Source organism: Pseudazoarcus sp. NS36 (assembly GCF_059703705.1).
The window spans coordinates 93,784-114,720 of sequence record NZ_BAAKJA010000009.1 but is presented as its reverse complement, the minus strand read 5'-3'; the positions used below and the strand labels follow the sequence as shown (position 1 = coordinate 114,720).

Genomic DNA, 20,937 nt, shown 5'->3' with positions numbered 1-20,937 from the left:
TCACGGCGTCGGCAGCAACACGCTGCGCAGGGCGTCGAGCCAGCCGCGGCCGAACTCGGCATCGGGCTCGAGGTAGTTGCCTTCTGCCCACTCGTTCCAGGATTTGATGAACAGCAGGCGCTGCTCGGCCGGGCGGTGGGCAATGGCGGCGAGTTTGGCGCGGACGTGCTGGGCGAACAGCTCCGGAGTGGCATTGGTGACGACGTATCCGTTGCGGCCGGCGCGCGGCGTGTTGTCCCAGTTCGGCATCACATAGGGGATTTCGTTTTCCTGCAGCGGCAGGGCGCTGGTTTTCTCCATGAGCTCGGCGTAGTCGGCGCGTGTGACCCTCGGCGGTGCAAGCCCGGCTGCAGTCAGGACTTTGTGTGCCTTGCGCAGCAGGCTGCGCCGCTTGATCAGGCGGATCAGCGGCAGGCTGTCGCGCCGCGTAAAGCCGTCGAGGTCGCCCTCCGGTCCCTTTGCCGAGACGAAATGGAAGCCGGCAAAGCCGTTGCGTTGTGCCAGTTCGGTCCAGATGCGCCGGAAACCGGCGAGGTCGGGGTGTGCGGGCGGATCGAAGAGCACGAAGAGCTTGCGGCCGTCGACCTCGATGTAGCGGCGGTCGAGAAAGGCTGGCAGCAGGTGCTGGAAGTGCGCGCGGATATCGTCTTCGCCCGGATAGTGCTGCGCGATCATCACGTGGTTGTCGAGGCCGCACCAATGGCCGGTCCAGCTGTGGTTGGCCCAGCCCAGGCAGAACGGGAAATCCGGCTCGCCGCTGGCGAGTACCTCGTCGAAAACGCGCTCCAGCACGCGGCGGCCGTTGCCGAACCAGTAGTGCCAGTAGCAGAACCCCTCAATGCCGGCGGCACGTGCCAGATCGGCCTGTGCCTGGCGCACCTCGGGTACGCGCAGGTCGTAGAAGCCCAGCTCGCCCGGCAGATTCGGTTGCCGGTGCCCGCGAAACAGCGGCTGCGCGCGCGTAACGTTGGTCCATTCGGTAAAGCCCTTGCCCCACTGCGCGTCGTTCTCCGGGATCGGGTGGAATTGCGGCAGGTAGAAGGCGATGGCGCGGGCGGCGGCTTCAGGGTGCATGGAACAGTCCGGAAGGGAGGAGGCCCCGACTGTAGAGCAATGCGCCCGGCCGCTCCAGCCTGTGCGGGCTTCTTCAGGCGATGCCGAGCCGTTGCGCCAGATCCTCCAACCGGTCCTGCCCCCAGAAGCGCTCGTCGTCGACCACGTAGGTCGGCGAGCCGAACACGCGTGCGGCGATGGCCGCTTCGGTGTTGCCGGCCAGGGCGGCGGCGGCTTCCGGGGTGTCGGCCGCAGCCAGCAGGCCGGCTGCATCGAGGCCGGCGCGGTTCAGCGCGTCGGCCACGTGTTCGGGCTGCGCGATATCGAGTTCGTCAGCCCACACCGCAGACAGCAGCGCGAAGGAGGCCGGGCCGGGGTCGTTGCCTTCCAGCGCAACGGCTGCGATGACGCGGCTGGCCAGCGCGGCGTTGGTGGGCCAGTGACGCGGGATGACGTGAATCGGCAAACCAAGCATGCGCGCCTTGCGTGCGAGGTCTTCGCGGCGGTAGCCCAGGCGGGCTTCGGACTGCTTGAAGGGCGGCACGGTGTCGGTGGCGGCGAAGACGCGCACGATGTCCATCGGACGGTAGCGCAGACGCGCGCCGGCCGCCGCCGCGATCTCGCGCAGGCGCGGTTCGCCGAGGTAGGCGTAGCCGGACATCGGCGAGTAGAAGTAGTCGATGGTGACGGTCATCGGGGGCTCCGGCCGAAGAGAGGAGAGCGGGCGCACTGGTCGGTACGCCCGCAAGGTGAGGCATCAGGCGGCGTAGGGCAGGCCTTCCTCGATGGGCAGCGCCGGGTCGCGCGACCATTCGTTCCACGAGCCGAAGTAGATGCGCACGTCTTTGACGCCGGCCTGCTTGAGCGCGAGGAAGCTGTTCGACGCGCGCGCGCCCTTGAAGCAGTAGAGGTACACCGGCTTGTCCTTGCCGATGCCGACGGTGGCCAGCTCGGCCATGACTTCGGCCGGCGCCTTGATGACAGGGCCTTCGGCGGAGGGCTTCATCAGGCGGTACCACTCCACCCACTTGGCGCCGGGGATGCGGCCCTTGCGGGGGCAGAAGTCCTTGCCGTAGGGCGAGGACGAGTCGGCAATCCATTCATCCACATCTCGCACGTCGAGCAGTTCGATGGCCGGGTTGTCCAGCGCGGCGAGCATGTCGTCCTTGGTGAGCAGCACGCTGCCGGCAGCCGGGTCGACCGGGAAGGTGGCCGGCGCCGGGGTCGGCACGTCGGTGCTCACGGGCAGTCCGGCGGCGCTCCACGCGGCGAAGCCGCCGTGCAGCACGGCGGCCTTGGGGTAGCCGAGGAAGGTGAGCAGGAAATAGCCGCGGCAGGACTGGCCGAAGCCGGTGTTCATGGACTGCTCGTAGAGCACGGCGGTCTTCTTGCCGTCGAGCCCGGCGGCGCCGAAGGCGGCGGCGAACTTGTCGGTCATCTCCTTCACGCCGCTCGAATCCGAGGTGGCGAGGAAGGTGAAGATGTCATGCAGGTTCACCGCGCCGGGAATGTGGCCGGCGGCATAGGCGTCGGGGGAGCGGGTGTCGATGATGACCACGTCGCTCATGGCGGCGAGTTCGGCGGCGGAGATCAGGGTCTTGCTCATGATGTAGTTCCTCTGTCTGGGGGTGGAACAAAGGGCGGACGCTGCCGGGGTCGGTTGCAGCGTCCGTCGGGAGTGCCCCTTACATCAGGGCGGTTTCGGGTTTGGCCGGGTCGAACACCTTGCCCATGATGGTGTGGGTCTTGTAGTTCTCGGCCGGCGCTTCGAAGCCCAGCTCGGCCATGCGTTTGCGCGCGTCGGTGGCGAGGAAGACCTGCTCGGCGATCTGCTTGTAGTCGATGTCGCCCTTCACATAGCCCCAGCGCTTCATCTGCGTGAGCATCCACACCGCCATCGACTGCCACGGGAAGGGGTCGAAGTCGATGCGCGTGGGTACGTTGCGCACGTTGCCCAGGCCGTCGGCGAAGCGTCCGAGCAGCACCTGTTCGAGTACGGTGTTGGGTTGGTTGAGGTAGTTCGGGCCGGCGATGGCGTCTGCCACGGCCTTGCGGTTTTCCATCTGCGAGCAGTGCAGCGTCGAGGTGACGATGGCGCGGAACAGCGCCGAGAAGGTGTTGGGCATTTCCTGCGCGAACTTGGCGGTGGACACGAAGGCGCAGCAGGGGTGGCGATCCCACAGCTCGCTGGTGAGCTTGTGGATGAAGCCCACGCCGTCGAACACCGCGCGCTGGTTGAAGGGCTCGGCCACGATGAAGCCGTCGATGTTGCCCGAGCGCAGGTTGGCGATCATGTCCGGAGGCGGCATCACGCGCAGTTGCACGTCCTTGTCCGGGTCCAGCCCGTGCTCGGCGAGGTAGTGGCGCAGCAGGAAGTTGTGCATCGAGTAGTCGAAGGGGATGGCGAAGCGGAAGCCCTTCCAGTCCTTCGGATCGGTCTTGTCCTTGTGCTTCATGGCCAGCGTGATGGCGTTGCCGTTCACGTTCTCGATGGCCGGCATCACCATCGGTACCGGGTCGGAGCCCAGTCCCATGCTGATCGCCAGCGGCATCGGCGAGAGCATGTGGGCGGCGTCGAATTCATCGGCAATGGTCTTGTCGCGCACCACGGCCCAGCCGGCCGTGCGCATCAGGTTTACCTTCAGGCCCTGCTTCTCGTAGAAGCCCAGCGGGTCGGCCGCGACGATGGGCGTGGCGCAGGTGATGGGCAGGAAGCCGATGTTCAGCGTGCTCTTCTCCAGCGGGCCGGTCTCCGACGCCATGGCAGCCAGCGCACTCATCGGCATGAACTGCGAGATCGCCGCCAGCGCGGTACCGGCGCCCACGCTGCGCAGGAATCGGCGGCGCAGGGTGTCGTCGGGGAACAGCGCGCGCACCACGGCCGATTCGACCGCGCGCTGCATGGCCGGGTCTTCACCGGACGGCAGTGCCGCGTCGTGCTCGGCCTGGCTGGTGTGATTGCCGCAGGAGCAGCCGCCGAGGGGCTTGCTGTTGAAGGGGTCGTCGAAGGCTGCCATGGAGTTCTCCGCTGGATGGGTTGGCGATCAGTTGGCCCGGCGCGCGGGTGGCGTGCCGAGTTCGAGGCTGGCGGCGGGGGTGCCGTCGCGCAGTTGCTGCATGAAGAGATAGCCGTCGTCGTCGCTGACGGTCTGCCAGACCAGGTCGCTGCAGGGCCGGCCGCGGAGGATCAGCGGCATCGAGCGGGTCTTCAGGCGAATCACCGGCGCCTCATGGGCGCAGGCATCGAAGGGCTGGCCGAGGATGGCGCGCGCGATGGTGGCGGCCTGATGGGCGATGGGTTCGATGAAACGGCATGGCTGGCCATCGAGGCTGATGCAGTCGCCCAGCGCGAAGACGTCCGGCGCACTGGTGGCGAGCGTGGCCGGATCGACAACGATGCCGCGCTCGAAAGCCAGTCCGGCGCCACGTGCGAGGCGTGATTCGGTGGCCAATCCGGTGGCCGCTACCACTTCGTTGCAGGTGAGCGTCTGGCCGTCGGCGAGTTCGATGACGCGCACGGCGTCGTCGCGCGGAGAGATCCGGATTACCTGCGTGCCGCCGATGAAGCGCACGCCGAGACTTTGCAGGTGTTCGCGCAGGCGTTGCGCGGCGCGCAGCGGCAGCAGCGCCGCGAGCGGCTCGTCGGCCACGTCGATGAGCGTGACCTGATGGCCGGCGTGGATGAAGTCCTCGGCCAGTTCGCAGCCGACCATGCCGGCGCCGACGATGACGACGTGGCGGTGCTTGCCGGCCAGTTTTGCGTGCAGCTGGCTCCAGCCGTTGAGGTCATTCACGCGCCAGCACAGTTTGGCCGGCAGGCCCACGGGCAGAGCGGGGCGTGCGCCCTGGGCGAGTACCAGATGGGTCCAGTTCAGCGTGCCGCGCGTGGTGCGCAGCTGGTGCAGGGCCGGCGACAGGCCGGTGGCAAAGGTGTCGCACAGCAGGCGCACCCCGAGCCGTCGGGCCGCGTCCTGCCCGGCTTCGCGCACCAGCGCCTCCGGCGTGGTGCCGCGCGACATGGCGATGGACAGTTCTGGCTTGTGATAGCGGTCGGCCGTGCAGGCACTGACCAGCGTGATCGGCACTTCGGCATCGAGCGCGCGGACGGCTTCGACCACCGCCCAGCCGGCGTGCCCGCCGCCGACCACCACCACGCCGGCCTTGCGCGAGATGACCGGTGCGGTGCCGCTGGCCGGCGCGCAGGTGACGGCCTCGTAGGGCTCGAAGTCGGCCTTGATGACGCCACACAGCGGGCACACCCAGTCGTCGGGGATATCTTCGAAGCGGGTGCCGGGCGCGAGTCCGCTGTCGGCGTCGCCAACTTCCTCGTCGTAGATCAGGCCGCAGGCGCGGCAGATGAACTGCCGCCACGGCGCGTTGGCGGAGGCACTCATGCCGGCATCTCCTCGCGTGACAGGCGGTCCATCTCCCAGCGCAGGTGCTTGATGGCGGGGGTGACGATGGCCACGAAATGCGCCTCGCGGATGCGGCGTTGCGGGGCCGAGTCCATCAGATAGCCGCGCGCGCCCTGGTGCAGCAGCGCCGACTGCGTGGCACGCAGCGATAGCTCGGCGCCGGCCGCGCGCGTGTCGAGCACGTCGATGAGGTAGTCCTTGCTTCCGTCGTAGGGCGTTTCAGCGAGCTTGGAGATGCGCGCGCCCAGATCGTCGTACTCGGCCTGCAGTTCGTCCGGCCGGTCGTGCAGAAACTTGTTTACGTGGCCCAGCAGCGGCTCGACTTCGCGCATGGAATCAATTGCGCCCTGCACCACGCCCGTCGCCATGCCGCACTGGAGCAGGATGAAAGCTGCACGGATGCGCGCGATGAAGGGCTGGGCCGGGTCGGCGATGAGGTTGTCCTCGCTGACGAAGTAGTTGTCCAGCCGCACGCCCCAGGTGCTGGTGCCTTCCATGCCGGAAAACTCGGGGCACTGGCGCAGCACCACGTCGTCGGTGAAGCGCAGCAGGAACATGATTTCGTGCGAGCGGCTGCCGTCAGTCTTGTTCACGCGGGCAATCGCGCCGCAGTACTGGCCCGGCGCGATGTGGCTGACCCACGGCAGCGCGCCCGACACGCGGTAGCCGCCGGCTACTTTCTCGGCCTTGAGCAGCATGGTCTCGATGCCGGCGAAGGTCTTCATCGGGTTCGACAAGGCTGTGCCGCCGAATGTCAGGCCGGCGGTGTGGTCGTCCAGCACCTTGCCGGTCAGCGCCGGGTTGCCGGACTGTTCCATGTACAGGCCGCACACGTCGTGACACCAGGTCAGAAAACCGGTCGAGCCGCAGCGCCGGCTGATGGCGCGCATGGCGTCGATGGCGGTCCCGACCTGCGTGCCGTTGCGGTCCAGATGCGCGCCGAAGGCGCCGGCTCCGGCCAGCGCATGCATTTCGGCGAGCGGGTAGTAGCCGTCGTGGTCGATGCGGTTGGCCACCTTGGCGAGGGCGTCGTCGGCAATCGCCTCGACAGCGCTCACCAGCGTGGGCTGGGCCGCCAGATTCGCGTGGGCCTCGGCGAGATTCATGTCGGGTTCCTCCGAAAAGCCCGCGTCCATGCAGACGCGGGCAGGGACGTCAGTCAGCCAGGCCGATGCTGAACGGGATGGGGTTGCGCATGGAGTTGGCAACCGGCGAGTAGAAGTTGGCGTGCTGCACGATCTCGTCGAGCACTTCGCGCGGCGCGTCGCCCTCGACCAGCACCTTTACGCGGATCTCCTGAAAGCCCATCTGCAGCGGCTGCATCTCAGCGCCGCCGGCACCCCAGGCGGCCGGGTTGCCGATGTCGCCTTCGAGGAAGAGTTCGAGCTTGGTCAGCTTGACCTGCTTCCAGGTGGACACGGCGATGATGCCCACGGCCAGGCAGCCACCCAGGCCGGATAGCACGATCTCGCCGGGCGCCGGCGCGGTGTCCTGGCCGAACAGGTGCAGCGGCTCGTCGACGACGACGGCGTCGTTGCGGCCGGTGTAGCTCAGAGTGCGGTACTGGCCTTCGGTGACGGTGTGGATCTTGTTGGTGCCGCGGCGCGACGGGTCGTTGCGGCCCATTTCGGCAAATTTCATCAGCCCGTCACGGTCGATCGGGCGCAGATACGTCTTTACGGTGGTGGGGGTCTCGGTAGCGGTGGTCACTGCACTCTCCTGAATGTGGTTTCGCGGTCCGCTTGTTCAACGACGGACTCGAAGCTCAATTCGCAAGTGCTGTGCCAGTTGCTGAATATTTATGGAAGCTGTTGTTGTGTATGGAATTTGTAGATCTGTGCGCGAGGCGGGAAGTTTGCGGAGTGGCGTACAGAATGTAGACACTGTCTACATTCTGTTGGTCTGATCGAGCCCGGCCTTTTTCCAGCGGTAGCCGAATTGGCGTGCCGTCAGGCCGAGCATCTGCGCCGCGCGCGACTTGTTGCCGCCGCAGCGCGCAACGGCATCCAGCAGGGTGCTGGCGGGGTGCGATGCCGCGGCCAGATAGGGGCGCACGAGCCCGTCGATCTCGTCACCGAGGGCCGGACCGCCGGCGCGTGCAGCCGGTGCTGCCGCGGGCTCGGCGGGCAGGAAGCGTTCGAGCATGGCGGCGTCCACCGTCGTGCGATCCGCCAGCAACACCACGCGTTCGACCAGATTGGCCAGCTCGCGGATGTTGCCCGGCCAGGGGTGGCGTTCGAGCCGGTCGTAGGCCTCGGTGGTGAGGTTCACGTTGCGCTGGTTGGCCTGGTTGGCGCGGTTGAGAAAGTGCAGTGCCAGCGCGCGGACGTCCTCACGGCGTTCGGCCAGCGAGGGCAGCCGGATCGGGATGACGTTGAGCCGGTAGAACAGGTCCTGCCGGAACTGGCCGCGTGCCACCTCGTGGTCGAGATTGCGGTTGGTGGCGGTGACCACGCGCACGTCGACCTTCAGCTCGCGCTTGCCGCCCAGCCGCGTGATGGTGCCCTCCTGCAGCGTGCGCAGCAGTTTGCCCTGCAGCGTCAGCGGCAGTTCGCCGACTTCATCCAGAAACAGCGTGCCGCCGTCGGCCTGCTCGAACAGGCCTTCGCGCTGGCCGGCCGCGCCGGTGAAGGCGCCGCGTTCGTAGCCGAACAGCTCCGACTCGAACAGGGTTTCGGGGATCGCCGCGCAGTTCACGCGCACGAAGGGGCGGTCGCGGCGCGGGCTGGCCAGATGCAGGGCGCGCGCGAACAGTTCCTTGCCGGTGCCGGATTCGCCCAGCAGCAGCACGCTGGCGGTGGTGTCGGAAACCTGCTCCAGTTCGGCGATGGCGTGCAGCAGCGGCGGCGCGGTGCCGATGATGCCGTAGCGCGCGCTGCCCGATTGCAGGGCGCGCGTAAGCATGGCGTTCTGCTGCTGCAGTTCGCGTGTGCGTGCCTCCATCATCGAATGCAGCGACAGCAACTGGCCGATCAAGGTGGCGAGGATGCGCAGCATCGACACGTCGTCGGCAATGCTGCGGTTGCGCGTGCGGATGCGGTGGCAGGCCAGCACGCCGATGGTCTTCTGCTCGATACGGATGGGCAGCGCGATGAACGACACCGGGCCGTCCGGGAGTTTGTCGCGCTGTACCGCACGCGCCAGAAACAGCTCTTCGCGGTCGATGTCCTGCACGATGACGAGGTGTTCGCGCGCCAGAACGGTGCCGGTCACGCCCTCGCCGAGGCGATATCGCCCGCGTGCGGCTTCGTCGCGCGTGAGTCCGTAGGCGTAGCGGATGCTGCAGGTGTCGGCGCCGTCGTCGCGCAGCACGATGCGGCCACGGTTCAGGCCCAGCAGCTCGGAGAGCAGGTGCAGCATCTCGCGCAGCACCACGTCGGGCGACAGGCTCTTGCCGATCAGCCCGGTGACCTGCTGCAGCAAGAGCATCTCCTGCTCGCGCCAGAAGGCGGACAGCGGACCGTCTGCGGGTTCGGTGGGGTGTGCCTGGCTCACGTCGTCTTTCCGGGCGATTTCATGCCCGAAGAGACAAGCAAGTGACGCGCCAGAAAGGCTTACTCCATCCGGCCGATGGCTTCGAAGCCTTCGCCCTGGACGCGGAACAGCGCGTAGGCGCCGGGCACGTCGCCGTTGGCGTCGAACTCGTGGTCGCCGGCAGCACCGCGGTAGTCGATGTCCTTGCCTGCAGCGATCAGCTTCTTGGCCTTGGCCCACTCGCCGGGCAGCACGGGCTCACCCGGCGCGCTGGCGACGGCGCGCAGTGAGGCGGCGATCTTGCTGCGCTCGCCGCCGGCGTGTTCGATGGCCAGCGCGAGCAGGAAAGCGGCGTCGTAGGAGGTGGTTGCGAAGATGCCGTCCGGGTTGCCACCCGAGGAGGTGAAATCCTTCCGGAAGATTTCGAGCGCCTGTTCACCGGCGCCGATCGGGGCGGAGACCACCAGATCGGTGAGGTTCCTGGCGCCGATGGCGCGGATCATGGCTTCGGACTTCATGCCGTCGGCGCCGACGAAGTGCTTGAAGAAGCCGTTTTCGAGCGACTGACGCAGCAGGGTCAGGCCGGTGCCGTCGCCGTAGTCGAAGATCACCAGCGTGTCGGCGCCGCTGCGCGACAGTTTTGAAAGCTCGGAGCGGTAGGAAGCCTTGGCGCCGTCGTGCTGCTGGAACGCGGCCAGCTTGCCGCCCTTGGCCTCGAATTCGGTCTTGAAGGACTGGGCCAGGCCGGTGCCGTAGTCGTTGGCGAGATAGGTGACGGCCACCGTTTTGGTGCCGCGCGCGAGCAGCGTGCGGGCGAGCGCGGCGCCCTGGTAAGCGTCGGACGGCACGGTGCGGAAGACCTGATCGCGGTCGACGATTTTCGTGACCTGCGGCGAGGTGGACGACGGCGACACGATGGTCACGCCGGCCGGCACGGCCACCGAGTTGGCGGCGGCAAGCACCGCGCCCGAGCAACTCGGGCCGACGATGGCGAGTACGCCGTCGAGGTTTACTGCCTTGCTGGCGGCGTCAGTTGCGTTCTGCGGGTTGCAGCCGCTGTCGCCGAGCACCGGTACCAGCTTCCGGCCGTTGAGGATGCCGCCCTGGGCGTTGACCTGTTCGATGGCCAGGCGCGAGGCTTCGACCATGGTCGGCGCCATGGCCGAGATGGCGCCGGAGATACCGAACAGCAGACCGATCTTTGCGTCCTGCGCGACGGCCGGGGTGGCGAATGCGGCGGCGGTGGCAGCGATGAAGAGATGCTTGCGGATCATGGCGGGTCCTGTTTTCGGGTTTGCTCCTCCGGCAGGATGCCGTCCGGGCGGAAGCGCAGCACCAGTTGCAGCGCCAGCCCGATCAGGAACATGCGTGCGTATTTTGCCTGTATCGCCAGCTCGGTCGGAAGCCGGTCGGTGAGCAATTCCGAGAGCGACCAGATCAGCCAGATCACCAGCGCGCCGAGCAGGGCGCCGCGGTTGTTGCCCGAGCCACCCAGGATCAGCATGATCCAGACGAGGAAGGTGACGATCATCGGGTCGATGGCGTCCGGCGTGATGGCCCGGTTGAAATGTACGAACAGCGCACCGGCCAGCCCCATCAGCACGGAACCGAGGATGAAGGCTTCGAGCCGGCGCGATTCCACCCGCTTGCCCATGGCCGCGGCAGCGGCTTCGTTGTCGCGGATGGCCCGCATCATGCGGCCCCAGGGCGAACGCAACTGGCGTTCGACCAGCAGGTAGGCCACGACGACGACTGCGACCACCAGCGTCAGGTAGGCGAACTGCGAGGCCAGATAGGGCAGATCACCGAAAGGCCGCGGGATGTTGGCAATGCCGCGCACACCGCCGGTGAGCCAGTCCTCCGAGCGGATCGCGAGACGAATGATTTCGGCCACGCCGATGGTGGCAATCGCCAGATAGTCCGAGCGCAGGCGCAGACAGATCTTGCCGATCGGCCAGGCCAGCAGCGCGGCCAGCGCCATGGCTGCGAGCCAGCCGACCGGCACCGGCCAGTCGAAGCCGCCGATCCGGCCCACGACGGCCGGGCTGGTGAGGATGGCCGAGGTGTAGGCGCCGATTGCGAAGAAGCCTGCGATGCCGGCATTGAACAGCCCGGTCAGCCCCCACTGCACGTTGAGCCCGAGCGACATCAGCCCGTAGATGCCGACCAGCACCAGGATGAACAGCGCGTAGTTGAGCAGGCCGAGGGCATCCATTAGAGGAGTTTCCCCTTCAGGATGCCGCGCGGACGGAGCAGCAGCACCAGGAGCAGGATGACGAAGGCCGTGGCGCTCTTGTACTGCGCGGGCACCACCAGCACCGACAGCTCCTCGGCCAGCCCGATGACGAGTCCGCCCAGCACCGCGCCGTCGATGCGTCCGACGCCACCGAGGATGGCCGCGGCGAAGATCGGCAGCAGCGCCCACCAGCCCATCATGGCCCACACCTCGGTGTTGATGCCGAGCAGGAAACCGGCCGCCGCGCACAGCATGCCGACGGTGACCCAGGTCAGGCGGATCACTTGCCGGTTGTCCACGCCGCACAGGCGCGCCAGATCGGGGTTGTCGGACATCGCGCGCATCGCGCGGCCCCAGCGCGTGAGCCGCAGAAAGGCTTCCAGTGCGGCGACGATGACGATGACCGCAGCGAAGGTCAGGATCTCGCGTTCGCGCAGCAGGATGAAGCCGAAATATTCCTCCGGCCGCACGATGCCCGTGGCGTAGGTCGTGGGGTCGGTGCCCCAGCCCATCTGCACCACTGCACGCACCATCAGCGCGACGCCGAGCGAGGCCATCACGGTGAGGATCTTGGGCCGTTCGCGCAGGTAGTCGTAGCAAGTGGCGTCGATCAGCAGCGCGGCACCCGCCGTCAGCAGCATCGCCACCGGCAGCGCGAACCACGGGTCCATGCCCGAAAAGGTCACCACGCCCAGCGCAAGGAAAGCACCCAGCGTGAGCAGGTCGCCGTGCGCCAGATGCGCAAAGCGCAGGATGCCGAAGACCAGCGTCACGCCGATCGCGCCGAGCGCATAGATCGAGCCCAGCAGCAGGCCGGGGATCAGGTGGAAGTTGATGAACTCGTAGGCGTCCATCGTCAGCCCGCCGTTCCGCCGAGGAAGAGTTGCACCACTTCCGGGTCGGCCAGCAGCTCGGCGCCGGTGCCATCGCAGCGGTTGGCGCCGGTGGTCAGCACGTAGCCGCGGTCGCAGAAAGCCAGCGCCTGCTTGGCGTGCTGCTCTACCAACAGAATGGCCACGCCGGTGTCACGCACGTCGCGCGTGATCTGGAAGATCTGCTCCATGTACTTGGGCGACAGCCCGGCCGTGGGCTCGTCGAGCAGCAACAGTTTCGGTTCCAGCATCAGCGCACGGCCCATGGCCACCATCTGGCGCTGGCCGCCCGACAGGTTGCCGGCCAGCGTGCGGCGTTTGTCGCGCAGGTCGGGGAACAGCGTGTAGACGCGCTCGTAGGCGGCGGACAGGTCGCCGCGCCGCAGAAAGGCGCCCATCTCCAGGTTCTCGTGCACGCTCATGTCGCGGAACACGTTGTCCACCTGCGGCACGAAGCAGATGCCGCGCCGCACGATGCGGTCGGGCGCCCAGCCGGTGATGTCGTCACCGTCGAACACGATGCGCCCGCCGCGCACCGTCAGCAGGCCGAACACGGCCTTCATTGCGGTGGATTTGCCCGCACCGTTGGGGCCTACGATGACGACGATCTCGCCCGCATCGACCTGCAGGCTGACCCCGTCAAGGATGTCGGCCTCGCCGTAGCCGCCGCGTACGGCTTCCATGGTGAGCAGGGGGGCGCTCATGCGTCACCCCTCGGCATGACGTCGTAGGCCGGATAAGCGTCAGCGCATCCGGCAGCGGCCGCTGTCACATGCGCTGCGCTTATGTGGCCCACGCAGCTTGTGCAGCGCGAGTTGCCGGCGATTGGCCTCGACTGGCCGGGATTTCGCCCCGGCAGGCGACTTCCTTTCTTGCTGCGCGGCAAGAAAGGAAGCAAAGAAACGCGCCCTCCTCGCCGCCCCTTCGGGGTTCCTTCGCTACGAGCACTCCCGGCGGCCGGCCTTGCGAACTCGCTTCGCTCAAACAGCAAGGCCGGAAGGCCCCGCCGTGAGCACTCTTCGCTTAGCGGCTCAGAAGGGAGGGGTAAACAAGACGTGATCTGTCCGTAGTCGCCAGTTTGTTGTTTGAGCGGCTCTGTGGGCGCCCTCATCCCCTCTGGCTCGCCGAGTGCAGGGTGGTTTCGCCGGGGCAGTCCGGTCCTGCTGTCTGAGCGAAGCGAGTTCAGGACCGGCCGGTGAAACCGCCCGGAGCGAGGGAAGCCCGAAGGGCCGAGACGGCGGGGTGCACTTCTTTGCCTACTTTCTTGTTGCATCACAAGAAAGTAGGTCGCCCGCCGGGGCGAACTCCCGGCCGGTCGAGGCATGGAGTCGCGATGGACGGCCCTGCGGGGTACGCATGTGAAGGGACCGAGGTTCATGCCTCGTCCTCCCTGACATGCTCACCGAGATATGCCTCCAGTACCCGCGCATCGTTACGCACGGTCGCGAAACCACCCTCGATCAGCACGCGCCCCTCGGCCATGCAGGCGACGCGGCCGCACAGGCGGGCGATCATCTCCATGTCGTGCTCGATCAGGATGAAGGTGTAGCCGCGCTCGCGGTTGAGGATTTCGATCTTTTCTTCGAGCTTGCGCAGCAGGGTGCGGTTGACGCCGGCGGCGGGTTCGTCGAGCAGTACCAGCCGGGCCTCGGTCATCATCGTGCGGCCCAGTTCGAGCAGCTTCTTCTGGCCGCCGGAGAGGTGGCCGGCCAGTTCATCAGCGACCGGCGTGAGTTCGAGGAATTCCAGCGTGGCCATGGCGCGCTCGCGCACCTCGGTTTCCCGCGCACGCACCCTCTTCCAGTCGAACCAGTTGGCGAACAGGCGTTCGCCCGGCTGGCCGGGCGGGACCATCATCAGGTTCTCGAGCGCGGTCAGGCGGTGGAATTCGTGCGGGATCTGGAAGGTGCGGACCAGCCCACGGTGAAAGCGGGCGGCGGTAGGCAGGGTGGTGATGTCCGCGTCGAGAAAGCGGATGCGGCCAGAGTCGGGGGCAAAGGCGCCGGCGATGAGGTTGAACAGCGTGGTCTTGCCGGCGCCGTTGGGGCCGATCAGGCCGAGAATTTCGCCCTGGCTGACGCGCAGTGAACAGCCATCGACGGCCCGAAAGCCGCCGAAGGTTTTCACGATGTGGTCGAGTTCGAGCATGCGCGGGTCCGAGGGGCGTCGCCGTATTCTGGCCCGAACGTGGCTTCAGGTGCCAGTTTCGCGGCTCGGAGCGGCGGCCTCGGGTCCGGTGTCGGGTGCGGGGTGCTCCAGACGGTGCTCCTCGACGGCGGTGACGATCTCGGCGGCTGCCGCGGTGGTGCGGATCATCGGTACAAACTGCGCGGCTTCATCGACGATGTCGTCGGTGTGGCCACGAGCCCGCAGCATCACGAACGCAGCCAGCGGCGCGAGCGTCAGCGCGAAGAACACCGGCAGCGCCGGGGCGCCGCCGACGGCCATCATCACGCCGGCGATGGTCGGGCCGAAAACCGCGCCGATGCCGTGCAACAGCAGCATGCCGGCGTTGCCGGACAGAATCTGCTCCTGCGGCAGGTGGTCGATCAGGTGGGCGACGGTAATCGGGTACACCGCAAAGGCCGTGCCGCCGAACAGGAAGGCACAAGCCAGCAAGGCGCCGCTTGAGCCGCCGAACACGGCCATCAGCACTGCGCCGACGGAGCCGGCCGCGGCGGCCAGCGCGAGGACATGGCGCCGGTCGTAGCGGTCGGACAGTCGGCCGAGCGGCAGTTGCAGCAGGGCGCCGCCGACAATCGTGACCGTCATCAGCATGGCCACGCCGCTGGCGTCCAGACCGAGGCGGGCGGCGTACAGCGGCGCCATGCTCCAGAAGGTGCCGATGGACAGGCCCGACACCACGGCGCCGACGACGGCTGCCGGCGCGGCGGCCCACAACTTGCCGACGGTCAGGCGCGGCAAACGATGGATTTCGGGCTGTGGCTGGCGGGTGGACGACAGCGGCAGTACCGACAGGCACACCAGCACGGCGGCAATCGAGAACAGCACGAAGCTGTCGGGCGAAGCGAAGTGCAGCAGTTGCTGTGCGGCGGCCAGCGCCGACATGGTCACCACCATGTACACCGCGAAGATCTGGCCGCGCTGCTCGGGCGCGCTGCGGCTGTTGAGCCAGCTTTCGATGACGGTATAGAAGCCGACCAGCGCCAGGCCCATCACCAGCCGCAGCAGCAGCCACACTGCGGCGTTGACGATCAGCGAGTGCAGCAGGATGACCGCGGCGATGGTCGAGGCGAAATAGGCGAAGGCGCGGATGTGGCCGATGCGCCGGATCATCGGCGGCACCACCCAGGTGCCGAGCAGGAAGCCGACGAAGTAGGCCGAGCCCATGAAACCCAGCAACTGATCGCTGAAACCTTCGAGGTTGCCGCGCAGCGCGATCAGCGTCGACATCAGCCCGTTACCAAGCAGCAGCAGCGCTGTGCCGAGCATCAGGGAGGCGATGGGGAGGAGGTGGGGAAGCATGCTAGAGTCTGTCGCCTTGGATCGGCCGGTCGCCGGTCGTTGAGGCCGCTTGCGGGGTGTCCGCGGGCGGCTTGGGGAATGCGCTGCGGCGGTGCCGCAAACGCATGCGAGGGTGCCACGCACTCAAGCGTGACCGAAGCCATTGTAAATTCCAGCCGCAGTGAACAAAACCCGCCCTCGTCTCCGCTCCTTTGCCGACCGTGTGCGCCAGATCGCGCTTTTCGAAGTCGGCGGTTTGTTGCTGATCACGCCGCCCTTCGTGTGGCTGAGCGGCGTGCCGCTGACCGAGTCGATCTGGCTGATGGTGTTGATCGCGCTCATCGCGGCGGTCTGGAACGGCTGTTACAACACGGCCTTTGACTGGTGCGAAGGGCGCCTTACCGGCCGTCAGGCCGACCAGCGCCCCCTACGCCTGCGCGTGCTGCATGCGCTGGGTTTCGAGGGCGGGCTGCTGACGCTGTCCTTGCCGGTGATCATGTGGCTGACCGGCATGGACTGGCTTACCGCGCTGATCGCAGACATCGGTCTGGCACTGTCCTACGTGGCCTACGCCTTCGTGTTCAACCTCGGGTACGACCGCATGTTCCCGATTCCGCAGACGCCGCTGCCGGCCAGTCCGGACGTTACGGAAAACGCCGATCTGAGCGCCCTCAACACGCTTGGTCTGCCCTCGCGCGCCGCGCAGTTGGCGGTGATTGAAAGTCCTCAGCAGCTCGCCTCCCTGATCGCCCGCCCGGATTGGGCGGACTCGCCGCGGATGGTGCTGGGCGGGGGCAGCAATGTCGTGTTCGACGGCGACTTCCCCGGCCGGGTGCTGCGGGTGGCCATTGCCGGGCGCGAGCGGGTCGGTGAAGACGACGACGCCATCCTGGTACGCGCCGGCGGCGGCGAACACTGGCACGACTTCGTGCGCTGGACGCTGGAGCAGGGCTGGGGCGGGTTGGAGAACCTGTCGCTGATTCCCGGTACGGTCGGCGCCGCGCCGATCCAGAACATCGGCGCCTACGGGCTGGAGTTGGCCGAGCGCTTTGACCACCTCGAAGCGGTGTCGCTGGCCGATGGCAGCTCTCGCCGCTTTTCGCGCGACGATTGCCGCTTCGGCTACCGCGATAGCGTGTTCAAACGCGAGGAGGCCGGGCGTTGGCTGATCACCTCGGTCACGTTCCGGCTGCCCAAAAGCTGGCGGCCGGTCACCGGCTACGCCGAGCTGGCTGCGGAACTGGCCCGCAACGGTCTGGCCGAGCCGTTGCCGCGTGACGTGTCGGACGCGGTCATCGCGATCCGCCGCCGCAAACTGCCCGACCCGGCCGAACTCGGCAACGCCGGCAGCTTCTTCAAGAACCCGCTGGTCGATGCGGCCACGCTGGCGCGCCTGCATGCAGCGCACCCGGAACTTCCGGCCTATCCGCAGACCGATGGCAGCGCCAAGATCGCCGCCGGCTGGTTGATCGAGCGTGCCGGCTGGAAGGGGCGCGATCTGGGTCCGGTGGGCAGCTACGAGCGGCAGGCGCTGGTGCTGGTCAATCGCGGCGGCGCCACCGGCGCAGACGTGCGGCGCATCGCCGACGCCATCCGCGCCGATGTGGCGCAGCAGTTCGGGGTGGAGCTGGAAGCGGAGCCGCAGTTCGTCAGCGCTCCGTTGTCAGGCAGGCCTTGAGGCCGGTGGCAATTTCGCTCGCCATGCGCGTCTGACGCGCCTCGTCACGCAGCAGCAGTTCTTCATCGCGGTGCTTGATCACGCCGGCCTCGAACAGCAGCGCCGGCTGCAGCGCGCGGTACAGCACGATCAGGTTGTCAAAGGCATGCACCGCGTGCTCGGCGTCGAGGTAGGCGCGTCGTCGCGCGTTCTTGTCCGTGGGGACGAAGCCGGCGCGCTGCAGCCGGGCGCCGATGGCGCGCCCGCACAGCAGGCTGGTATCCAGATCCGGGTTGCGCGTGGATACGAACATCGAATGCCCGGCCCAGCGGTCGGAGAAGGTCTGCTGCGTGCCCATCCACTCCCATTCGTTCAGCTCCGACGCGTTGGTCGAATCGTGGTGGATGGACAGGAAGAAGTCCGCCTGCGGCACGCCGGCCGGGCGCGCCTGCAGTGATTCGATACGGCCGTCTGCATTCACCAGCACACTGCGCAAGCCGAGCGCCTGCAGGGCATCGACCACCTTCAGCGCCAGATCACGGTTGAATTCCAGCTCACTGCGCCCGCGTGCCGAAATGGCGCCGGGTGCATCGAGCGTGTGGCCGATGTCGACGGCCACCAGTGGTGGTTCCGCAGCACTCGCTGACGCAGCGCACGCCAGAGCGAATGCTGCGCAAAAGAGACGCGGGTCAGTCCTTCTCGGCATCTTTTTCGTCAGCGGGGTTGGCTGGCGTGGACGGCGTTTTATCGGTGGGCACGGCATACGCCGCTTCGAGTTCCTCGCGGCTCATGAAGTCCTCGTCCCAGTGGGACGTGTGGCGGATCTTCACGTCGTCGATGAATATCCGGAATGGCTTTTTCTTGCTGGGGCCGTTCATGCGGGCACCTCGTGATGGTCGGGTCGGACCGTGCTTTGCCCCACCATGGGGCGCTTGCAGGGCAGAGTGCTTTTGTTTGTAATGGTTCCAGACCGTCGTGATGGCGGGCCGCTTGTGCGTACCCGGGAGTGTCCATGCAGAAACCCGTCGATTTCCGTCAGCTCGGTTGTTCGGAGTGCCTTGAGGGCGCCGGACTGGATTTCGATTTCACGATGGCCTTTCAGCCCATCGTTAACGCCACCAACGGCGAGATTTTCGCTCATGAAGCCCTGGTGCGGGGGCTGAATGGCGAGGGCGCAGGCAGCGTGTTTGCCCACGTCAATGACAGCAACCGCTACCGTTTCGATCAGGCCTGCCGCGTAAAGGCCATCCGGCTGGCGGCCGAACTCGGCATGAGCTGCCTGCTCAGCATCAACTTCCTGCCCAATGCCGTGTATCGCCCGGAGTTGTGCATCCGCACCACGCTCCATGCGGCCGAGAAGTACGGCTTCCCGATCGATCGGATCATCTTCGAGGTGACCGAGGGTGAGCGCATCGAAGACCACCCGCATCTGCGCAACATCCTAGAGCACTACCAGGGTCAGGGTTTTCGCACCGCAATTGACGATTTTGGCGCAGGTTATGCCGGCCTGGGGCTGCTCGCTGAGTTCCAGTCTGATCTGATCAAGCTCGACATGGGGCTGATCCGCGGCATTGATGCGGACCGGTGTCGCGTGGCCATCACGCGCGGCATCCTGCAGATGGCGCGCGATCTCGAGATTGCGGTGATCGCCGAGGGCGTCGAAACGGCGGCCGAATACGCGGTGCTGCGCGACCTCGGAGTGGAGCTTTTCCAAGGCTATTACTTTGCCCGCCCGGCCTTTCAGGCACTTGCCGAAGTCGACCCTGCCCTGATCATGGGCTGAGGGCTCAGCTTGCCGGTGCGCTGAATTTCTGGCCCGAAATGGCCGGATGGTAGATGGGCTGGATGACGTTTCCAGCCGGGTCAGTGATGTGGAAGCTGCGCGCGCCGTCGCCGTGATCATGCGGCGTGTCGAGCACATTCACCCCTTGCGCCTGCATGAACTCGTACCACTCCTGCAGCTGCTCTTGCGTGTCTACGATGAAGCCGAAGTGATCCAGATACTGCACGCCGGTCGCCTCGCCCTTGCGGCTGCGGCCGAGCGACAGGTTGTCGTTGCCCAGCGTCAGATACACCAGATTCGGGCTGGCGCGGCGCAGCACCTGCATGCCGATGATGTCCACGTAGAAGCGCTCGCACTCTTCCAGGTTCGGCACTACCAGTGCCAGATGACGCAGGCCATTGAACGGGGCGGGGCGTTTGCTCATGTCACTTTCCTTCGGGTTTGCGTTGTGTCGATAGGTGCATGTTATGGTGCCAGCCCCCGACACGGATGCCAACGCAAGGAGGAAAGATGTACTGCATCGTGGTCAAGAACGTGATTCGCGAGGGCGCACGCGACGCCTATCTCGCCGCCATGCTCCCCAACGCCCGCGCCTCGGTCGAACACGAAGCCGGCTGCCTGACCTTCGACGTGCTCGAAGCGCAGCAGGAGCCCAACACCTTCTACCTGTACGAGATCTACACCAGCCCCGAGGCGCTGGAGATCCACAAGCAGACGGAGCACTACCTCAACAGCCGCCCGCTCATCGCCGACCTGCTGGTCGAGACTTCCGTGCTGCGGGCTGACGTTGTGGCAAGGAATCCGGGCGAGCGCTGAGGCTCAACTGCCCCAGGTAACCGGCGTCTTTTCGGCGAGCGAGGTCTGGAGCATGTCGAGCAGTGGCCAGCCGCGTTGGTGCAGGTTGACCGCAGCGGCCATGCCTTTCGGGGCGTCTTCGTCTTCATCGGGCTGGGCGCGTTCGGCGGCGCGAGCGCGTTCGCGGTCTGCCTCGATGGCTTGTTCGAGGCGGGCAATGGCTTCGGGGAGTTGTTCGACGGTGACAATGCCCCGTGTGCTGTCGGAGTCCTTGCCGAGCACTTTCAGGAGCTGGCGGGCGTTGTCGCCGAGCATGATGACGTCGGCTGCGGCGCGTGAGCGGAAGGTGATGACCATAGTTGTTACATTCCCTTGACTGCGTAGATGCCGGGCGAGTTGCGCCAGTAACCTTTGTAATCCATGCCGCAGCCGAACAGGAAGCGATCAGCGACGTCGACGCCGGTGAAGTCGGCGCGCATGCCGGGCACGGCCTTGCGATCATGTTGTTTGTGCACCAGCACGCCGGAGAGTACCCGGCGGGCGCCCCCGGTGCGCAGGTGATCGAGGATGGCGTGCAGCGTATGGCCTTCGTCGAGGATGTCGTCGAGCACCAGCACGGTGCGTCCGCGTACCGGTTGAGCGGGCTGGGCGCGCCATTCGAGGCCTTCGCCGCGGCAGCGGTCGCCGTAGCGGGTAGCGTGCAGATAGCTGGTTTCGAGCGGGAAGGGCAGCTTCGGCAGCAGACGACCGGAGAAGATCACGCCGCCGTTCATGACGACGAAGACGATGGGGTTGGCGTCGGCCAGCGCAGCGGTAATCTCGCCTGCCAGGCGGTCGATGGCTGCATCGATGGAGTCGGGCGACACCAGGCAGTCGGCTTCGCTGCGAATGCGTTGGATTTCGTCCAGATTCATCAAGCCGGCTCCTACAGGCGGTGCGGCGGATTCTACCCGAGTCAGGTCGGAAGCCACGGTTGGCGCGGCTTCTGCAAAGGGGGTAAGGGGGTCGTGACATTCGTACAACTACGGATATAATCGGTTCCCTTGGCCGTGCTGAAAAATATCAGTAACATGGCTCGCAATACCCACCGCTTTGCGGGGCGCAGGATTCGCCGCTGGCTCAACAAGAGCGCCGCATCTCCTGCCAGAACGCCCTGTTCGCGCGGCACCGACCACCATCTGCGTTGT

22 protein-coding genes and 1 pseudogene are annotated in these 20,937 nt (G+C 66.7%); 4 read left to right on the top strand and 19 right to left on the bottom strand.

Going from position 1 to position 20,937, the window contains the following annotated elements; translation table 11 throughout:
- The 14 genes from AC6H0R_RS14500 to AC6H0R_RS14435 all read right to left on the bottom strand — a co-directional run bounded on the left by AC6H0R_RS14500 (window position 1) and on the right by AC6H0R_RS14435 (window position 15,536).
- Window positions 1-1,074, bottom strand: a complete 1,074-nt coding sequence (locus AC6H0R_RS14500; protein WP_497582078.1) for a glycosyltransferase WbsX family protein — start codon at window positions 1,072-1,074, stop codon at window positions 1-3.
- Window positions 1,075-1,147: 73 nt separating this feature from the next.
- On the bottom strand, window positions 1,148-1,747 hold the full coding sequence (locus AC6H0R_RS14495) for a 2-hydroxychromene-2-carboxylate isomerase (protein ID WP_497582077.1): 600 nt from the start codon (window positions 1,745-1,747) through the stop codon (window positions 1,148-1,150).
- Between the two features lie 63 nt (window positions 1,748-1,810).
- The gene (locus tag AC6H0R_RS14490; protein ID WP_497582076.1) at window positions 1,811-2,659 is read right to left on the bottom strand and encodes a sulfurtransferase; all 849 of its coding nucleotides are present in this window, start codon (window positions 2,657-2,659) and stop codon (window positions 1,811-1,813) included.
- A 79-nt stretch (window positions 2,660-2,738) separates the two neighbouring features.
- On the bottom strand, window positions 2,739-4,070 hold the full coding sequence (locus AC6H0R_RS14485) for a CmpA/NrtA family ABC transporter substrate-binding protein (protein ID WP_497582075.1): 1,332 nt from the start codon (window positions 4,068-4,070) through the stop codon (window positions 2,739-2,741).
- A 27-nt stretch (window positions 4,071-4,097) separates the two neighbouring features.
- Complete coding sequence (locus AC6H0R_RS14480) at window positions 4,098-5,447, bottom strand: FAD-dependent oxidoreductase (RefSeq protein WP_497582074.1); 1,350 nt, start codon at window positions 5,445-5,447, stop codon at window positions 4,098-4,100.
- A complete protein-coding gene (locus AC6H0R_RS14475; protein WP_497582073.1) occupies window positions 5,444-6,574 on the bottom strand; it encodes an acyl-CoA dehydrogenase family protein in 1,131 nt (376 codons plus the stop codon). Before AC6H0R_RS14475 ends, AC6H0R_RS14480 begins: the two co-directional genes overlap by 4 nt.
- Before the next feature lie 49 nt (window positions 6,575-6,623).
- Entirely contained in the window at window positions 6,624-7,178 is a 555-nt protein-coding gene (locus tag AC6H0R_RS14470; RefSeq protein ID WP_497582072.1) for an OsmC family protein, read from the bottom strand.
- 177 nt (window positions 7,179-7,355) lie between these two features.
- Complete coding sequence (locus AC6H0R_RS14465; RefSeq protein ID WP_497582071.1) at window positions 7,356-8,963, bottom strand: sigma-54-dependent Fis family transcriptional regulator; 1,608 nt, start codon at window positions 8,961-8,963, stop codon at window positions 7,356-7,358.
- A gap of 59 nt (window positions 8,964-9,022) precedes the next feature.
- Entirely contained in the window at window positions 9,023-10,216 is a 1,194-nt protein-coding gene (locus AC6H0R_RS14460) for an ABC transporter substrate-binding protein (RefSeq protein ID WP_497582070.1), read from the bottom strand.
- Window positions 10,213-11,157: a branched-chain amino acid ABC transporter permease gene (locus tag AC6H0R_RS14455; RefSeq protein WP_497582069.1), complete on the bottom strand. Its 945-nt coding sequence runs from the start codon at window positions 11,155-11,157 to the stop codon at window positions 10,213-10,215. The genes AC6H0R_RS14460 and AC6H0R_RS14455 overlap by 4 nt, the downstream gene beginning before the upstream one ends.
- The gene (locus AC6H0R_RS14450; protein ID WP_497582068.1) at window positions 11,157-12,032 is read right to left on the bottom strand and encodes a branched-chain amino acid ABC transporter permease; all 876 of its coding nucleotides are present in this window, start codon (window positions 12,030-12,032) and stop codon (window positions 11,157-11,159) included. The genes AC6H0R_RS14455 and AC6H0R_RS14450 overlap by 1 nt, the downstream gene beginning before the upstream one ends.
- A gap of 2 nt (window positions 12,033-12,034) precedes the next feature.
- Window positions 12,035-12,754 (bottom strand): ABC transporter ATP-binding protein, encoded by a 720-nt coding sequence (locus AC6H0R_RS14445; RefSeq protein ID WP_497582067.1) that lies wholly within the window; start codon window positions 12,752-12,754, stop codon window positions 12,035-12,037.
- Between the two features lie 670 nt (window positions 12,755-13,424).
- A complete protein-coding gene (locus AC6H0R_RS14440; protein ID WP_497582066.1) occupies window positions 13,425-14,198 on the bottom strand; it encodes an ABC transporter ATP-binding protein in 774 nt (257 codons plus the stop codon).
- A gap of 45 nt (window positions 14,199-14,243) precedes the next feature.
- The gene (locus tag AC6H0R_RS14435; protein ID WP_497582065.1) at window positions 14,244-15,536 is read right to left on the bottom strand and encodes an MFS transporter; all 1,293 of its coding nucleotides are present in this window, start codon (window positions 15,534-15,536) and stop codon (window positions 14,244-14,246) included.
- 160 nt (window positions 15,537-15,696) lie between these two features.
- Here AC6H0R_RS14435 and AC6H0R_RS14430 point away from each other — a divergent pair.
- Window positions 15,697-16,113 (top strand): annotated as a pseudogene (locus AC6H0R_RS14430) (PACE efflux transporter); the annotation flags it as partial.
- Window positions 16,114-16,116: 3 nt separating this feature from the next.
- The gene (gene murB / locus AC6H0R_RS14425; protein ID WP_497582093.1) at window positions 16,117-17,193 is read left to right on the top strand and encodes a UDP-N-acetylmuramate dehydrogenase; all 1,077 of its coding nucleotides are present in this window, start codon (window positions 16,117-16,119) and stop codon (window positions 17,191-17,193) included.
- On the opposite strand, the gene AC6H0R_RS14420 is transcribed toward murB, so the two are convergent.
- Together AC6H0R_RS14420 and AC6H0R_RS14415 are read right to left on the bottom strand one after the other, a co-directional pair.
- Window positions 17,165-17,791: an N-acetylmuramoyl-L-alanine amidase gene (locus AC6H0R_RS14420; protein ID WP_497582064.1), complete on the bottom strand. Its 627-nt coding sequence runs from the start codon at window positions 17,789-17,791 to the stop codon at window positions 17,165-17,167. The two genes, murB and AC6H0R_RS14420, sit on opposite strands and share 29 nt — an antisense overlap.
- A 70-nt stretch (window positions 17,792-17,861) precedes the next feature.
- Complete coding sequence (locus tag AC6H0R_RS14415; protein WP_497582063.1) at window positions 17,862-18,050, bottom strand: hypothetical protein; 189 nt, start codon at window positions 18,048-18,050, stop codon at window positions 17,862-17,864.
- 134 nt (window positions 18,051-18,184) lie between these two features.
- On the opposite strand from AC6H0R_RS14415, the gene AC6H0R_RS14410 reads away from it, so the two are divergent.
- Window positions 18,185-18,955 carry an EAL domain-containing protein gene (locus tag AC6H0R_RS14410; protein WP_497582062.1) on the top strand — a complete coding sequence of 257 codons (771 nt, stop codon included), beginning with the start codon at window positions 18,185-18,187 and terminating at the stop codon, window positions 18,953-18,955.
- Window positions 18,956-18,959: 4 nt separating this feature from the next.
- Here the strand turns inward: AC6H0R_RS14410 and AC6H0R_RS14405 are convergent, their stop codons facing one another.
- Entirely contained in the window at window positions 18,960-19,379 is a 420-nt protein-coding gene (locus AC6H0R_RS14405) for a VOC family protein (RefSeq protein WP_497582061.1), read from the bottom strand.
- 86 nt (window positions 19,380-19,465) lie between these two features.
- On the opposite strand from AC6H0R_RS14405, the gene AC6H0R_RS14400 reads away from it, so the two are divergent.
- Entirely contained in the window at window positions 19,466-19,771 is a 306-nt protein-coding gene (locus tag AC6H0R_RS14400) for a putative quinol monooxygenase (protein WP_497582060.1), read from the top strand.
- Window positions 19,772-19,774: 3 nt separating this feature from the next.
- On the opposite strand, the gene AC6H0R_RS14395 is transcribed toward AC6H0R_RS14400, so the two are convergent.
- Both AC6H0R_RS14395 and AC6H0R_RS14390 read right to left on the bottom strand, forming a co-directional pair.
- A complete protein-coding gene (locus AC6H0R_RS14395; protein WP_497582059.1) occupies window positions 19,775-20,107 on the bottom strand; it encodes a DUF1840 domain-containing protein in 333 nt (110 codons plus the stop codon).
- A gap of 5 nt (window positions 20,108-20,112) precedes the next feature.
- Window positions 20,113-20,664 carry a hypoxanthine-guanine phosphoribosyltransferase gene (locus AC6H0R_RS14390; RefSeq protein WP_497582058.1) on the bottom strand — a complete coding sequence of 184 codons (552 nt, stop codon included), beginning with the start codon at window positions 20,662-20,664 and terminating at the stop codon, window positions 20,113-20,115.
- Window positions 20,665-20,937 lie beyond the last annotated feature (273 nt).